Raw genomic sequence first — 18,238 nt, forward strand, 5'->3', positions numbered from 1 at the left:
ATTTCTTGAACAACTTGCAATTTAAAAGACATAGTATAGTCTTTTTGTGTACGCTTTACATAGCGACTTTCTTCATGTTTTTCCATAAGGATACTTTTTGTGTATCGCTATTTCAGGACAAGACATTTTTTTTACTTTAAGCCTCCTCAAGCAATTGGGGAGGTTTTTTTATAGCAAACAACCCAAGAACGCAAAACGTTCAAATAAAAAAAAATTAACAATTAATTACAAAAAAGTTTACATTTGCTCCATCATACCCTAATAAATGAATGTCCCAATAGTTTATTTGTGTGCTTTTAGCCTATTTCTATCTTTAATGCTTTTGTTCTATAACAAGGGATACAAAGGTGCCAATCGCTTTTTATCGGGTTATTTATTTTGCTCCTCCATGTTTTTGTTGACGCAATATTTTTTTATTTATAGCAAGTCGGTTTTAGTAACAACTATTTTTGTGGCAGGATTTCCAGCGCTTTGTTACCTAATAGGTCCCTTTGCTTATTTTTATACGCGAAGTATATTTCGGGATAATGTAAGGTTATCCATAAAAGACTATTGTCACTTTCTGCTCTTTTTTATCGTTTTTATTGGAGTAATCCCTTTCTTTTTTTCTTCTTGGGAATACAAAAGTTTTATTAGTCAAAAAATAGTAGAGCGTACTTATATGCGTTCCACATATAATATTAATTTTTTGGTACCAAAAACAATTAATCAAATCCTACGCCCTCTATCCGCTATAATCTATTTAGTATTCATTTCCAGAATGTTTATAAAAAATAAAATTGTTTTTAACTCTTTATCACACGCAAAAGTGATCAAAATTTGGTTGGCAATATTTTATCTACTTTATAGTATTACGGCTGCTTTTTATATCATTGTGCATTTGGTTTATCATATTAATATCAACTTTTTCTATACCAATTCGGCATTTTACTTCGTCATTAGTAGCATTGCTTTTTTCTATTTGGCACTCAATTTTTTATTGGTTATGTTTCCTCAAATTTTATACGGATTACCCATTCCTAAATTAGTACTGAATCATAGTAGTGTTAATATAGGCACTACACCAATACAAAATAGTTCTGGGATAGCCTTTCCAATAATTGAAAATAAAACTACCCCAGTTGCTGCTTTTTTTTCTAACGGATATGAGGTAGAAATTGAAGCGGCAATCAATCAATGGATAACAGAAAAGAAATATCTAGAACCAAATGCCACCTTAATTTCTATTTCTACTTTTACTGCGGTACCTGTGCATCATTTGAGTTACTATTTTAATGCCGTATTAAAAGTAAAATACGCCGATTGGCGCAATACCTTGCGAATTCATTTTGCTAAAAACCAAATAGACTCTGGCTTTAGTAAAATGATTACATTAGAAGCAATATCCTTAGAAAGTGGTTTTGCTACGCAATCTACTTTTATAAAGTCTTTTAAAAATGCTTTTGGTTGCACTCCCAGTGAATACTTAAAAACAAAATCATACTAATTGCCTTTCCTTAGTATCCTATTAAAATAAGCAAGGAAGAAATACCCTGCGTCCTCCTCAAGTTTGAATAATCCCTTTTTCCTTTAATACTAATTTATAACTGTTTAATTAGTTCAATCCTTTTGGTATAATGCAACCCTATATTTCATTGCGTTCAATTTCTATTAAACGCATTGGAAATAACTAGCAATGCAAGTTATCCATAAAAACTTTTTCTAACGGTATAGGATAAAATCCTATAGTATCATATTCCTTTTTACTATTTGGTAAAATACAGTTTCTTAAATCTATTTTCTTGTTTTTTTCAAATTCTTAATTTACAGCGTTTTACAATTTTTAAATACAACAACTTCTTTTAATTTTATAAAATTAAAAGAAGTTGCGCCTTTGTAAACATTTTTTTTTTTTCATAATTAACATTTTTGTATCCTACTTGACTTAATCTATTTCAATCTATTATTTAAAATGTTTATGAAACAAAATTCTAAACTCTTAACAATGCTTCTGTTGCTATTTTTAGCCTTTAGCTTTCAAACCAGTTTTGCGCAAGTAACCTTAACGGCTACTTCCGGAACTGCAACTGCTTCCTTTACTACCCTAAAAGGAGCCTTTGATGCCATCAATCTTGGTACCCACAAGGGTACTATTGTGATAAAGATCAATGCCAATACCACCGAAACAGCTTCGGCATCACTAACGGCGAGTGCGGCTCTAGCTACTTCGTCACCCTATTACACCGGTATCACAATTTACCCTACTGTAACGGGCTTAAGTATTTCTGGCTCATTAGCAGCCCCATTGATTAACCTCAACGGAGCGGATAATGTAACCATTGATGGAAGGGTGAATGCCACTGGCAGTTCTAAGGATTTAACCATCACCAATACTAGTGCGTTAGACACCGCGGGTACTTCAACCATTCGATTTATTGCGGACGCTACTTTAAATACAGTTCAATATTGTAATCTAAAAGGTTCCTCTACCAATGCAACTGCGGGGGGGATTGTGTTTTTTAGCACTGCTACCACAACGGGTAACGATAACAATATTATCACCAACAACAACATTACTTGTGCTGCTGATGCTAGCCGCCCGCTGAATGCTATTTATGCATTGGGTACATCTGCAAAGAACAACGAAAATAATACCATTAGCAATAACAACATCTATAATTTCTTAAGCAGAGCAACTGCTTCTCAGGGGATCAATATAAGTTCCTACAATACTGCTTATACCATTTCGGACAATAGTTTTTATGAAACAGCTTCTTTTACGGCAAGTGCAGCAGTTGCTTATAATGTCATTTTAATTAGTGCTGCAACCGGAGCTGGAAACGATTTCACAGTATCTGGCAATTATATTGGAGGCTCTGCCGCTTCATGTACAGGAACCGCCTGGACCAAAACAGCCCTAAACAATGCCTTCACCGCCATTTCGGTAACCACGGCCACGGGAACTGCCAATGAAATTCAGGGCAATACCATTCAAAATTTCAACTGGACCAATGCGGGAACTTCCTACTTTATGGGGATTTCTATTGCAGGAGCTACAGTTGCCAATATTGGTACCTCAACGGTTAATACGATTGGAGCTGCTACAGGTACCGGATCTATTACTTTTACCTCTACCACTACAGCGACTGATTTTTATGCCATTAACATTGCCAGCACGGGTGTGGTGGATTGTCAAAACAATACCATTGGTTCTATTAAAGTTGATAACGCCTCCACCAATGCCACTAATTTTTACGGTATTTTTAAATCTGATACTGCGGGAACAACCACTATTAGCAACAATACTATCGGAAGTACTACCACGCCAAATAGCATCAATGCTAGTTCGGCGTCTAGTACGGCTGCCAACATCCAATCGGTATATGCCATAAAAAGTGCAGGTACTGGAGTCATAACCCTCTCGAGTAATACCATTGCCAATATGGTGAATGCCACCAGTAATGCCACCGTTGGTTCGGCAGGATTGATTAGTGGAATTTATGTATCGGCTGGTACTAACACCATTTTAAACAACGAAGTACATGATTTGACGATTGCCAATGCCAACAATTTGACAACCTCTACCGCTGCGGTTACAGGAATTGTAATGGCAAGTACCACTGCAGCTGCACAAACGGTGAGTGGTAATACCATTTACAACCTTTCCAACAGCTTTGCTACTTTTGCGGGCGCGGTAATTGGAATCTATTATAGTGGTTCTACCACGGCTAGTGCAGTAAAAACTAATTTTATATACAATTTGTCAGTTTCTGGTGCATCGAGTACTACTGCCGATTTATATGGGATAAAAATAGCTAAAGGAATGACTACGTATAGCAACAACATCATCAGTCTGGGAGGCGATACCAAAACAGATTTGTATGGTATCTACCAGACGGGTGCGGCATCCAACCATAATTCTTTATATTATAATACCATTTATATAGCTGGTAGTTTGGTTTCTGGGGCTACCAATACTTCGTATGCTTTATATAGCACTGCTACTACTAATACGCGAGATTTCAGAAACAATATTTTTGTGAATGCCCGTTCTACGGTTTCAGAAGCTAGCAAGCATTATGCTTTGTATATAGCCGCTTCGGGTGGAACGATTACCTGTAATTATAATAACTATTATGTGAGTGGAACGGGTGGGGTTTTGGGTTATTTTGGCGCAGATAAATCCGCCTTACCTATTGTAACTGTAACCAGTAACGATGCCAACAGTATTGTCACCAATCCCACGTTCAGCAATGCTGGAGGCACCACAGCCGCCCATTATATCCCAACGGTATCGGGTGTGGCTGTAACCGGGACTGGTATTACGGTAGATTATACAGGAACAACAAGAGGTGGTACTAACGTAACCATGGGTGCTTTTGAGTTAAAACTAGGACCAAATGCACCCACAGATGTAGTAGCAACAGCCAATATTAGTTCGGCTTCAATTGCATTTACCGAACCAACCAACATTGGAGGTGATGCCATTACAAACTATGCATATTCTTTGGATAACGGCAGTACCTGGATTACCTGCTCTCCCCCACAAACTATTAGCCCATTAAAAATAACGGGTTTAACGAATTGTACGGACTACCTTGTAAAAATTCGTGCCGAAAATGTTACTGGTGCCGGCACCGCTTCTTCCGCCGTTACAGTAACCCCACAAAATGGGCAAGCTATTGGTACAACTTGGACTATGCGAACCTCTGACGTAGCTTATAATTGGAGGAGCATCACCTACGGTAACGGTCTTTTTGTGGCGGTGGGTGTGGTTAATAGTGGTACGAGTGCTACGGGAAACCGCGTAATGACAAGTCCTGATGGTATTACTTGGACTACAAGAACCTCCGCAGATAGCGATTGGAGGAGCGTCACCTTCGGCAACGGTCTATTTGTGGCGGTGTCTTATTATACGGCCAACCCCATCAAGGTAATGACAAGCCCTGACGGCATTAATTGGACACCCAGAACCGCTCCGAATTCAGCATGGTATTCCGTTACCTACGGCAATGGTCTTTTTGTAGCAGTGGCTTATTCTGGCACTAACCGAGTTATGACTAGTCCTAACGGGTTTACTTGGACGGCCAGAACTGCTGCTTCGACTAATTCGTGGCGTTCTGTTACCTTCGGGAACGGCATTTTTGTGGCAGTAAATAGTAGTGGTGAAGGAAACCGCGTAATGACAAGTCCTGATGGGATCACCTGGACGAGTAGAACCACGCCGGTGGATAATAATTGGTATTCTGTCACCTACGGCAACGGCGTTTTTGTTGCGGTGTCTGGTGATGGGGTAGGCAACCAGGTGATGACGAGCCCTGATGGAACCACCTGGACGATCAGAGCTTCGGCTGCCGATAGTAGTTGGACGAATGTCACCTATGGCAACGGTCTTTTTGTGGCGCTGGCTTCTAGTGGCACCGATCTAATAATGACGAGCCCTGATGGGATCACCTGGACAACAAGAACTGCGCCAGTTGGTACTTGGTCATCTGTAACCTACGGGAACGGTCTTTTTGTGGCGGTGTCTGCTAGTTATTCCACCATTTCCATTGGCGACAAAGTCATGATATCATCGGATGCTTATGCGCCTGGCGTTACTACAATCAATTCCATTACGCCATCTGTTACTTCTGCTTCAGTGGCTTTTACAGCACCTGCTAGCAGCGGATTTTCGACAATTACTAATTATGAATATTCTATAGACAACGGCAGTACTTGGGTTACACCGTCGCCAGCTGTAACTGTGAGCCCATTAACAATAAGTGGTTTAACTTCTAGTACTTCTTATCCAATACAGTTGCGGGCAGTGAATAGTGCTGGTTCCAGTTGCGCATCGGCAACGATAAGTACAACTACTTTGTCACCGGCACCAGCGGCACCAACCGCATCTGCTCAAACTTTTTGCGGTAGCAAAACGGTTGCTGATTTAGTAGCTACTGGCAGTAACTTAAAATGGTATGATGTGGCTACAAATGGGACTGCTTTGGCGTCAACAACGCCACTTGCTACAGGAACCTATTATGTATCACAAACTGTGAGTGGTAGTGAGAGTGAAAGAACAACTGTTTTAGTGACAATTACTTCTACCAATACTTGGACAGGTGCTACAAGCACTGCTTGGAATACGGCCTCCAACTGGTCTTGTGGTGTGGTGCCAGATGTATCTTCTGATGTGATTATCGCAGCAGCAACATTCGCTCCTATTATATCATCAAGTGAAGCTATCAATACCCTAACTTTAAATTCCAGTACTTCACTTACTGTTACTACAGGATATAATTTAACTGTGACCAATTACATTCACAATTCAGGAACATTAACGATGCAAAACAATACCAATTTATTACAATTGGATGCTTCAGCAGAAAACACAGGTAACATTATAGTAAAAAGACAAAGTGCTAAGATTGTTCGATTGGATCATACCTTATGGTCTTCACCAGTAACAGGACAAAATTTGCGTTTGTTTTCACCAAACACCATTCCCTACCGTTTTTATACTTACGATACTACTAACAACCAATACGATGCTACTACTATAACGGATGCTACAGTGTTTACTCCTGCTAAAGGATTTGCAATTCGTGCGCCAAACAATTATCAGGCTGTATATCCAACATCTCCTGCAGTGGAATGGACTGGTACGTTTACCGGAGTTCCTAATAATGGAACTAAAACGTTCCCTTTAGTATATGCTAGTGGTGCTGCTAATATTAATTTAGTTGGGAATCCGTATCCTTCCGCAATAAGTGCAACAACGTTTTGCAGTGTTAATTCAGGTGTTATTACTGGAACCCTTTATTTCTACCAACATACGCTAACTATGAACAGCTCTGGTTTATTCGGTGCAGGAACTAATTATGCAACTTGGACTCCGGCAGCTGGAGGCACTGGTGTTGCAGCTACATCAGGATATACACCATCCATTGCAGTTGCGCCTAGTGGCATTATTGAAGTAGGGCAAGGTTTTATGGTGAAATCTACCAGTACAGGAAATGTAACTTTTAATAATGATATGCGAGTAGCTAGTGCTACACATCAATTTATGAAATCGTCTTCTACTGTCACTACTTTAGAAAAACACCGTATGTGGTTGAATTTAGAATCAGCAACGGGTTCCGATTTGAATCAAATATTAGTTGGTTATGTAACTGGCGCAACAGAAGGCGTAGACGATGGGTACGATGGTTTAGCCTTTGGCGGTACTGGTAGTAGTCTTTATTCTCCAATTGATTCCCGTAACTATGTAATTCAATGCCGTTCCTTACCGTTTAACAACACGGATGAGGTACCACTTGGCTTCAATTGTACGGAAGCAGGAACGTATTCTATAAAATTAACTTCTTTAGATGGATTGTTTGAGGGTAACCAAGATGTTTTTATTAGAGATAACTTGAACGGAACCGACACCAATATTAAAGTAGCTCCGTTTACATTTACCTCTGCAGTTGGAACCTTTGACAATCGTTTCAAAATAGTGTACACCCAAGCATTAGGAGTTCCTTCTAGTACGTTCAATGAAAACTCGGTTATTGTATATAAAAACACCGATTGGTTCCATGTTTCCACCAAAGGAATTAGCATGAAAGACATTTTAGTATACGATATCTCCGGACGTTTAATCTATAAACTAAACGATATAAACGATACTACCTCAGTACTAAAAGGATTAACCACAACCAAACAGGTGTTGTTTTTAAAGATAACCTCTACAGAAAACCAAAGTGTAACCATAAAAGTACTTAACTAAAAAAATTAAAACGACTGTTATGAAAAAAATTAAATACACGCTACTGGTTCTTTTGTTTGCTTTAGTAGTACCTTTTACTTGTTTAGCTCAAGTTGACGGTCCTAGTGCACAGACTGACGGTCCTAGTGATTTTGGAAGTGCGTCTCTTGGCGGAACAAATCAGGCAAGTAACATTGGTTCTAAAGATGAGATAGCTGCAGCTAATGATTATCAGGATAATAATTACCCAATAGACTCTAATTTATGGGTATTGCTTTTAGCAGGTTGTACCTATATGTTTTATAAATACCAAAAAATACAGAAGAAGCAAAAAGAGGATACTGGTTTATAGCAACTTCAAGTTTTAAGAAATAGTATTTTTCTTAAATTAAAACAACAATGCCCCCAATAGTAACTAACTTTTGGGGGCATTTTATTGGTCTAATATATAGTTAATACCATGCACTTTAATGCATTTAGTTTTAACTTCTAAAATTTCTATTAGCCACAGATTCACAGATTTTAAATCAATTGTAATCTGTGAATCTGTGGCAAAATTTCGCAGAATAATTTTATTTTTTAACCTCGCTGACTTTTAGTCTGCCAACCAAACTATCGACTTCTAGTAGATAGTGGTTTATTTCTAATCCGGTAAATTATCCAATCAACTGCGCATACAAATCTTCTTTTTCGTTGAGGTATCTATATTCAAAACCATGGGTAGTCATATTCGATTTTATGGCATGAATATCCTCTTTATTTTTTAATTCCAATCCTACTATAACCGAACCAACCTCCCGACTATTTTTCTTAGCAAACTGAAAATAAGTAATATCATCCTCTTCACCTAAAATGGTATTTACAAACTCTTTTAACGCGCCAGGTCGCTGCGGAAACTGAATCATAAAATAATGTTTCAAGCCTTCATAAAACAACGAACGTTCCTTTATTTCTTCGGTTCGTTCTATGTCGTTATTACTTCCGCTCACAATACACACAACATTTTTACCTTCAATAGTATCTTTATAAAAATCCAAGGCAGCAATGGTTAATGCACCTGCAGGTTCCACCACCATAGCCTCTTCATTGTACAATCGCAAAATAGTAGTACATACTTTTCCTTCAGGAACAAGAACAATGTCGTCTAAGTTTTCTTTGCAAATAGAAAAAGTGAGGTCGCCAACCTGTTTTACTGCGGCACCATCTACAAATTTATTAATGTTTTCTAATGCCGTGTTTTTATTATTCGCAATAGAAGTTTGCATTGACGGTGCCCCTTCTGGTTCCACCCCAATAATTTTAGTGGTAGGACTTAATTGCTTAAAAACAGTAGAAAGCCCTGCTGCCAATCCGCCGCCGCCAATAGGAATAAACACATAATCAATAGGTTTTTTAGTTGATTCTAAGATTTCCAAAGCAACCGTTCCTTGTCCGGCAATAACTTTTAAATCATCAAATGGATGAATAAAAACAGAATTATCTTTCTTACAAGCAGCAACCGCCGAAGAAAAAGCATCGTCAAAAGTATCGCCAGTTAAAATAATCTCCACATATTTTTTCCCAAACAATTGTACTTGCTTTATCTTTTGATTCGGAGTAGTCTTCGGCATATAAATCACCCCTTTTATCTGCAGTAAATTGCACGAATAAGCAACACCCTGCGCATGATTTCCGGCACTTGCACAAACAATTCCTTGCATTCGTTCGGCCTCGGTAAGTGAACTAATCTTATTGTAAGCACCCCTAATTTTATACGAACGAACCACCTGCAAATCTTCTCTTTTTAAAAGAATTGAAGCATTAAACTCCTCCGATAAATTAACGTTTTCCATCAAAGGAGTCTTTTGTACTACTGCCTCCAATTGCTTTGCTGCCTCTTGTATTTCTTTAAATAAATTCATGTTTTTTGGTATCCTTTTTAGGATTTTGTATTCCATTTACGCAACAATTTTTTTCATAGCAGTCATGGCTTCTCTAAGTTCCGCACCGCATAGTTCTATAGAATGATTTCTAATGGCTGCATTAATTCTAACCAATTCAAAATTGTCTACAGCAGTAGCATTCGCATTGAAGTTTTTTCCAATTAAATTCACCTCTACTTTATCCATAAAATCTACCAACAGCGGTTTGCAAGCATGATCAAATAAATAGCAACCGTATTCTGCTGTATCCGAAATAACTCGATTCATTTCAAATAATTTCTTTCTCGCAATAGTATTGGCAATAAGCGGCGCCTCATGCAACGATTCATAATACGCAGATTCGTTTTTTATTCCTGCTAAAGTCATCGTTTCATAAGCCAATTCCACTCCCGATTTCACAAAAGCAACCAACAAAGTAGCGTGATCAAAATACTCTTGCTCACTAATTTCCATGCTTCCGGCAGCCGTTTTTTCAAAGGCAGTTTCTCCGGTTGCTGCTCGCCAAGTCAGTAAATTTTTGTCGCCATTAGCCCAATCTTCCATCATAGTTTTAGAAAACTCTCCCGACAATATATTGTCTATATGCTTATTAAACAAAGGAGTCATAAGTTGCTTCAATTCCTCGGCCAATTTAAAAGCCGCAATTTTTGCAGGATTCGAAAGCCGATCCATCATATTAGTAATACCACCAATTTTCAAGGCTTCGGTAATCACTTCCCAGCCATATTGCACCAATTTAGAGGCATATCCAGGATCAATTCCATTCGCAATCATTGTATTAAAACTCAAGATAGACCCAGTTTGCAACAACCCACAAAGAATAGTTTGTTCCCCCATTAAATCCGATTTCACTTCGGCCACAAACGACGAAAGCAACACCCCAGCCCTATGACCACCAGTACCAACACAATAAGCCTTAGCCAATTCAATACCGTCTCCCTTAGGATCATTTTCTGAATGAACCGCAATAAGCGTTGGCACCCCAAAACCTCTTAAATATTCTGCCCTAACTTCCGATGCCGGCGACTTAGGAGCCACCATTATAACCGTAATATCCTTTCGTATTTGCATGCCTTCCTCCACAATATTAAACCCATGCGAATACGATAAACAAGATCCAACCTTCATCAACGGCATAATTTTATTCACCACGCCAGTGTGTTGCTTATCCGGAGATAAATTAGAAACCAAATCGGCACCAGGAACCATCTCTCCAAACGTTCCCACTGCAAATCCGTTTTCCACGGCATTTCTATACGAAGCCCTTTTCTCCAAAATTGCACTTTCCCTTAAGGCATACGCTACATGCAATCCGCTATCTCTAAGGTTTTGACCTTGCGCCAATCCTTGCGCACCACAACCAATAATCACAATTTTTTTACCAATAAGAGGTTGCACGCCATTTGCAAAAGCACTGTTTTGCATAAAATCACATTTCCCTAATTCTTGAACTTTTAATCTATGAGGAAGTGCGTTAAAATAATTTTCCATTTTCTATTTTCTTTTTTAGTTACTGTCCGCATTGCAGACGATTTTTCTTTTTTTCAGAAGCCATTCCAGCTATCCGTTACAAGCTTTCTCCTAAAATTGTTTTTTTCTACGATAAAAAAGGAGCTTCTTTGGTCGCTCTTTTTTATCTAGAAAAAATACAATTTTAGTTCCAAAGGCTTTCCACTTCTATCTGGGCTAGGGCATGAGGCTGGCTACAATCATTGAGTAATACCGATAATAAATTAAAATAATCCAATCTTTTCTCCCTCTCCTTTGGAGAGGGTTGGGGTGAGGATAAATCCTTTAAACTATTTTAATTATTATTGGTATTACATTTCAAAAATCATGCTTTTTAAATTCAAAAACTCATTGTTTATAGGCAACTTGGTTGGATCATTTTTCTCCATATCCAACACCTGTTGGTGCATCCCATCACTCGATTTTATAATGGCAATTCTAGAACTTTTCACAAATTCTATTAATCCGTATTGGTCTAATTCTTTAAGCAAATTATTAATTTCATTGTCTTGCCCAGTTACTTCAAATACGGTATAATCGTTTCTAATAACCACGGCTTTTGCACCATATTCCCTCAGCAATCGTTCTACTTTTACCTCTTTCATAATTACTGGAGTAGCCAATTTATATAAAGCAATTTGTTGCCAAATAATCTCCTCATTAGTATTGTAAAACACCTTAAAGACATCTACAATTTTTTCTAGTTGTCGCACCAAATTTTTCACTACCTCTTCGGTTTCTCGAACAACAATCGTAAAGCGATAAATGTTTTCAATCTCACTCGGAGAAGTATTCAAACTCTCCAAACTAATCTTTCTTCTCGAAAACATAATGGCTATTTTATTGATCAGTCCAACTTGGTTTTCGGTATAAATGGTCAATGTATATTCTTGTTTCATCTTAAATTTCTTCTTTAGTTAACACTATTTCCGCTACACCTTTTCCTTGTGGCACCATAGGAAATACATTGTCTTCTTGCGCAACGGCTACTTCTAGCAGAAAAGAACTAGGGTGATCCAGCATTTCTTTCAAACTAGATCGTAACTCTTCTCGTTTCGAAATTTGTTTGCCATCGATACGATATCCTTTAGCAACTTGAACAAAATCGGGACTTTGAATATCCGTAAAGGAATACCGCTTTTCATGAAAAAGTTCTTGCCATTGGCGCACCATCCCAAGAAACCGATTGTTTAAAATTATAATTTTCACATTAGGTTTAAATTGCATAATAGTTCCAAACTCCTGAATGTTCATTTGCGCACCACCATCCCCCATAATGGCTACCACTTGTCTTTCGGGCGCACCATACTTGGCTCCAATTGCTGCCGGAAGTGCATATCCCATAGTGCCTAATCCACCACTAGTTATGTTGCTTCTAGATTTGTTTTGTTTGGCATATCTGCAAGCCACCATTTGGTGTTGCCCAACATCGGTTACAATTACGGCATCGCCATTGGTTAATTCGTTCAATACTTGCAGTACTTCCCCCATGGTAAGTTCTCCTTCGGCGGGATGAAGTTCTTTGTCGATTAAAGTGGTGTATTCTTTTTTATTTCTAATTTCAAATTCTTTAAACCATTCCGGATGTTTTTTCTCTTCAATTAGTGCAGTTAATAATGGAAGTGTTTGTTTGCAATTTCCCCAAACCGGAACTGCCACCGGTACATTTTTTTCAATTTCCGAAGGGTCAATATCCAAATGAATAATCTGTGCTTGCTTGGCATATTTGTCTAATCTTCCAGTAACTCTATCGTCAAATCGCATTCCGACAGCAATTAAAACATCACATTCATTAGTTAAAAAATTAGGAGCATAATTTCCATGCATGCCTACCATTCCAACTCCTAGCGGATGATCGGTAGGAATAGCACTCATTCCCATAATTGTCCAAGCCGTTGGGAAGCCGCCCTTTTCGATAAATTCAATAAATTCTTTTTCGGCAGTTCCAAGCAATACTCCTTGTCCAAAAACTACAAAAGGTTTCTTCGCTTGATTGATTATTGCTGCTGCTTTTTCAATATATTCATTTCTAATGATGGGTTCTGCTCTATAACTTCTAATGTGAATACAAGGTCTGTAACCTTTATAATCAAAAATTTGCAACTGAGCATTTTTGGTAATATCAATCAACACAGGTCCAGGCCGGCCCGTTTTAGCAATAAAAAAGGCTTTTGCCAATATCTCTGGAATTTCCGTTGCATCGGTTATTTGATAATTCCATTTGGTAATTGGAGTTGTGATGTTAATGATGTCCGTTTCTTGAAAAGCATCCGTTCCTAATAAATGTGCGAATACCTGCCCAGTGATACATACCAAAGGTGTGCTGTCAATCATGGCATCAGCCAAACCAGTAACTAAATTGGTTGCGCCAGGACCACTTGTTGCAAATACTACTCCTGTTTTTCCGCTAACTCTTGCGTACCCTTGCGCAGCATGAATGGCACCTTGTTCATGGCGAACTAAAATATGATTTATTTTGTCTTTGTAATCATATAAAGCGTCATAAATAGGCATGATTGCTCCTCCTGGATACCCAAAAAGAGTATCCACTTTTTCCGACAGCAAGGCATCTATTACCGCTAAACTGCCACTAGTTTTCACAACCGCATTTTCCTTGGGTTGTTTTTTCAAATTTTCAATTGTTTCCATATTTTATCTATTTAGATAGTAAATTTTGCCAAAAATTTAGTCTTCATCGGTTACACAGCCTTCGGAGGCATCTTTAACTAATTTGGCATATTTATAAAGCACACCATTAGTCACGTTTAGTTTGGGAGCAATGAAATTTTTCCTTCTTTTTTCTAGTTCTTCGTCAGAAATTGCCAAGTGAATAGTGTTGTTAACCGCATCAATTTCTATAGAATCGCCATCGTTAACTAATGCAATTGTTCCGCCGTCAAATGCTTCTGGAGTGATATGTCCAACAACAAACCCATGGGTGCCACCGCTAAATCTTCCATCGGTAATTAAAGCCACACTTTTGCCAAGTCCAGCGCCTATAATTGCCGAAGTTGGTTTCAACATTTCGGGCATTCCAGGGCCGCCTTTAGGACCAACATAGCGAATCACCACTACATCGCCAGCAGCAATTTTTTTGTCTTCAATCCCTTTTATTAATTGTTTTTCTCCGTCAAATACTTTGGCAGGACCTGTAAATTTTTCACCCTCTTTCCCAGATATTTTCGCCACGGATCCTTTTTCTGCTAAATTTCCGTACAAAATTTGAAGGTGCCCCGTTGCTTTCAATGGGTTTTCTAAAGGACGAATTATATTTTGTGTATTGAAATCAATTTCCGTTACGTTTTCTAAATTTTCGGCTAATGTTTTTCCGGTAACGGTAAGGCAATTTCCGTGAAGCATTCCTTTTTTTAGTAAATATTTCAAAACCATTGGAACGCCACCTGCTTCAAATAGATTTTGCATTAAATAATTTCCACCCGGTTTGAAATCGGCTATTAATGGAGTTTGGTTACTAATTCTTTGAAAATCCTCTTGATTAAAACGTACCCCTACACTTTTTGCCATTGCAATAATATGCAAGACCGCATTGGTGCTGCCTCCAAGGGCTATAAGGGTGGTTACTGCATTTTCAAATGCTTCAAAGGTCATGATGTCTTTGGGGCAAATATTTTTTTCTAAAAGCACTTTCATTTTGCTGGCCGCATCTTTACATTCTTCAATTTTTTCCTTGCTAATTGCAGGATTGGAACTAGAGTAGGGAAGGCTCATTCCTAATGCTTCTATGGCTATTGCCATGGTATTAGCGGTGTACATGCCGCCACAGGCTCCCGCACCCGGACAAGCATTTTTTATTATTCCTTTAAAATCTTCCTCCGAAATCTTCCCTGCAATCTTCTCGCCCAATGCTTCAAATGCCGAAACAATGTTTAAATCTTTATTTTGGTATTTCCCAGGAGCAATCGTCCCACCATAAACCATTATCGATGGGCGATTTAATCTCCCCATGGCAATTATAGAACCGGGCATGTTTTTGTCACAACCAGGAACTGCAATAACGCCATCATAATAATGACCTGCCACGACACTTTCTATACTATCAGCAATTATCTCCCGACTTACTAGTGAGTAGCGCATACCGTCTGTTCCGTTAGTTATGCCATCGCTAATTCCGATAGTATTAAAAATTAAACCAGTCATTTCTAATGTATTTACTTCCTCTTTTATATAAGCGGCAAGATGGTTGAGGTGCATGTTGCAGGTGTTGCCATCATATCCCATGGATGCAATTCCTACAAAGGCTTGTGCCAATTTTTTATCATCTAGACCTATGCCATACAGCATTGCTTGTGCCGCTGGTTGCGTAGGGTCTTGGGTTACGGTTTTACTGTATTTGTTTAATTCCATGATAGTGATGTTTCTCTTTCAAGTACTAGATTTTTATAAGCAGTTTGTAATTTTTTCCCAAGGGATTTCTCCCAATTTAGCGGAAACGTTTTGTAAGCAACTGAGTTAATTCCTACAATTTCAGCTGCGGTTCCGCATAAAAAAGCACTATCAGCTTTTAGTAAATCTTCTGTAAGGTAAGAGCCTTCTTCTAGTGGAATATCCAATTTTAGACATAATTCAAATACAGTCGCTCTTGTAATACCCGGTAAGATATTCCCTTTCTTTGGGGTGTATAATTTTCCGTTTTTTTCAAAAAATAAATTGGAACCGGGCCCCTCTGCCAAAAAACCATCGGAATCTAATAAAAGAGCTTCGTCAAACCCTTTGAATTTAGCTTCAGAAGTTGCTAAAATGGAATTCACATAGTGGCCACATACTTTAGCTTCAATTTTGGTGGAACGTGGATGGGGTCTGCAATAAGAGGAAATACATAGGTTTAATAAATTATCTCCCAAGTAGGCTCCCCATTCCCAAGCACAAATCATTAACGAAACACCAGTTGGCTTTGTCAGACTCATATTAGGGCTGCAAAAAATTAAAGGACGAATATAGGCGTCTTTAAAATTGTTGATTTCTAGCAATTTATAAGTTTGTTCTATTAATTCTTCTACAGAATAATTAAAAGGAATATTAATTAATTCACAAGATTTTTTTAATCTTTCATAATGTTCCTGTGCTTTAAAAATCCGTACTCCATTGGGAGTATTATATGCTCTAATTCCTTCAAAAACACCATAGCCATAATGAAGTGTTTGTGAATATAAATCTGTTTTAGATTCTTCTGCTTTTACAAAATTTCCATTTAATAAAATAATAGTTTGTTCATTAAAATACATTTTCAATAATTTTTAGTTAAAAAAAAACCTTTCTCAATTTTGGTAGAGAAAGGTTGTTATAGATATATAATTGTCCTGACTCGTCACATAGTGCGAATAATAATTACGACAATAATAGATGTTAAATTCTTCATTTTTTTAAAATTAAAAAGCCTCCTAAATAATTAGGAGGCTTTATATATAATAGAAATAGCCTTCCTAATAGGAGTTTTTCACTTTAATAATAATGTTAATAATAGTGGCCATTTGGTTTTTTTTATTTGATATTTCAAAAATAAATAAATATTTTTAAACTGACAAGTTAATAATAAAATAATTTCAAAAATATATTTTAAAAGTGTTGAATCGCTCCAGCACTTTTTAAGTAGGTATTTATTTTCTTTATCGTTTAAGCGAAAAATGCGCTTTAAATTGTTTGTAAGCTGCGGCTTCGCTATAGTCTACCGTGAACCAGTAATCGGTGGATGGCAGTTGGTTCCCGTTGTAGGTTCCGTCCCAACCTAATCCTTGCGGACTGATTTGTTTGATTAGTTTTCCAAAGCGGTCAAATATATAAATTTTTGCGCTATAATCATTTTGTAATCCACTAATATTCCATGTGTCGTGTATGCCATCGCCATTTGGAGTAAAATAATGCGGATAATCAATGGTTTGTATGTGGTTTATTACTAATGGGTCACAACTTATAGCAATACCACCTTTGGTATCCCAAACCGTAATAAAGTGCTCGCCTAAACCTACGTTTTCAAACACATTGCTACTTTGACGTGGTCCATCATCCAAACTGTATTCGTAAGTTCCATATCCGGTAACGGTAACCGTGATGATTTGGTTTTCGGAAAAAGCATTGGTAACCGTGTATCCTTGGCTTCCTGCCGGCAGAGTCACTGCTTGTCCGGATTGCAACACGGTAAATGGGTTAGATGTTCCACTACATCCCAAAGTACCTGTACTAGTCATTACCACACTAAAGTCGGAACTTGTCTGGTTGGTAAAGGCATTATTTACCGTATAAGTAGAATTTGTTGCTCCTGGTATAGCAACTCCTGCATCATCCAGCCATTGGTAGGTGTACGTTGGCACAGTTCCTAAATAAGGCGTGGTGTTAGTAGCTGTCAAGACTAATTCTCTAACCACTTGTTGGTTGTTGAAATCCACACAAATAACATTAGAATCTGCAACAATTTTAGGTTGTGGATACTGCTCAACGGTTAGGTTAAAAGTAGCTATTCGCTCGCAACCCGTTAGCTTGTTTTTTACCACTACCCAAATGGTGTGGGTATAAGCTTGGTAGGTTGCCAAGTTAGCAATAGCCGTCGGTAACAATGGTGGTGTTGCTGATGGATTGTATTGGGTATCGTAGAAATTTACATCATAATCCGTTAGGGTTTGTGATGCTCCTAAGATATCCGGGATCAATGCATCTAACGCATATAAATGATACCCATCGTTATCGTTTGCCTCATCATCGCAAGTAGCATAGTTTGCTGGCACTACAAGAATTGGTTTTGGATTTACCATTATAGTAAATTGCGATACAGGGCTTTTACATCCGGTAACGGTATTGGTGGCAACCACATAAATAGTTTGCGTGTTTCCTATGGTATTGGTGTTGGTAAACGTACTGGATATTGGTTGTGTAAGTGCCGAATTTAAATAGAAGGCTAAGGTGTATTGAGACAATGGCAACGCATTGCCAGCCAATAATGCACCTGCTTGGGAGTTTAAATTAAACACGGTAAAACCATCGGTATCGTCATCACATTCTTGGTAAACATGTCCTGAAACAATTAGCGGAAGTGGATTTACTATTATTGGTTGTTCAACCAGTACATAACAATGTTGTGGAGGTG

General features: G+C 38.1%; 10 protein-coding genes. 3 read left to right on the forward strand and 7 right to left on the reverse strand.

All coding sequences use genetic code 11. The features are described 5' to 3' along the window. Positions 1–985: 985 nt before the first annotated feature. The 3 genes from ACIQ2J_RS14115 (at position 986) to ACIQ2J_RS14125 (ending at position 8,063) form a co-directional block, all read left to right on the forward strand. Entirely contained in the window at positions 986–1,486 is a 501-nt protein-coding gene (locus ACIQ2J_RS14115; protein WP_396171000.1) for a helix-turn-helix domain-containing protein, read from the forward strand. Positions 1,487–1,957: 471 nt separating this feature from the next. Next, positions 1,958–7,732, forward strand: a complete 5,775-nt coding sequence (locus ACIQ2J_RS14120) for a T9SS sorting signal type C domain-containing protein (protein WP_396171002.1) — start codon at positions 1,958–1,960, stop codon at positions 7,730–7,732. A 19-nt stretch (positions 7,733–7,751) separates the two neighbouring features. After that, entirely contained in the window at positions 7,752–8,063 is a 312-nt protein-coding gene (locus tag ACIQ2J_RS14125; protein WP_396171004.1) for a hypothetical protein, read from the forward strand. 304 nt (positions 8,064–8,367) lie between these two features. Here ACIQ2J_RS14125 and ilvA read toward each other — a convergent pair whose 3' ends face one another. From ilvA to ACIQ2J_RS14160, 7 genes are all read right to left on the reverse strand, one after another. Next, entirely contained in the window at positions 8,368–9,612 is a 1,245-nt protein-coding gene (gene ilvA, locus ACIQ2J_RS14130) for a threonine ammonia-lyase IlvA (protein ID WP_396171006.1), read from the reverse strand. A gap of 36 nt (positions 9,613–9,648) precedes the next feature. Continuing rightward, the gene (gene ilvC / locus ACIQ2J_RS14135; protein ID WP_396171008.1) at positions 9,649–11,124 is read right to left on the reverse strand and encodes a ketol-acid reductoisomerase; all 1,476 of its coding nucleotides are present in this window, start codon (positions 11,122–11,124) and stop codon (positions 9,649–9,651) included. Between the two features lie 329 nt (positions 11,125–11,453). After that, complete coding sequence (gene ilvN / locus ACIQ2J_RS14140; RefSeq protein WP_396171011.1) at positions 11,454–12,041, reverse strand: acetolactate synthase small subunit; 588 nt, start codon at positions 12,039–12,041, stop codon at positions 11,454–11,456. Position 12,042: 1 nt separating this feature from the next. Continuing rightward, positions 12,043–13,791 carry a biosynthetic-type acetolactate synthase large subunit gene (ilvB, locus tag ACIQ2J_RS14145; protein ID WP_396171013.1) on the reverse strand — a complete coding sequence of 583 codons (1,749 nt, stop codon included), beginning with the start codon at positions 13,789–13,791 and terminating at the stop codon, positions 12,043–12,045. A gap of 36 nt (positions 13,792–13,827) precedes the next feature. Further along, entirely contained in the window at positions 13,828–15,507 is a 1,680-nt protein-coding gene (ilvD, locus tag ACIQ2J_RS14150) for a dihydroxy-acid dehydratase (RefSeq protein WP_396171015.1), read from the reverse strand. Further along, positions 15,498–16,385: a branched-chain amino acid transaminase gene (locus tag ACIQ2J_RS14155; RefSeq protein WP_396171017.1), complete on the reverse strand. Its 888-nt coding sequence runs from the start codon at positions 16,383–16,385 to the stop codon at positions 15,498–15,500. The genes ilvD and ACIQ2J_RS14155 overlap by 10 nt, the downstream gene beginning before the upstream one ends. A 381-nt stretch (positions 16,386–16,766) precedes the next feature. Continuing rightward, the coding region (locus tag ACIQ2J_RS14160; protein WP_396171019.1) for a T9SS type B sorting domain-containing protein at positions 16,767–18,238 on the reverse strand (1,472 nt) is incomplete at its 5' end.

The sequence above is a fragment of the Flavobacterium sp. genome, assembly GCF_044357305.1.
Taxonomy (GTDB): Bacteria; Bacteroidota; Bacteroidia; order Flavobacteriales; family Flavobacteriaceae; genus Flavobacterium.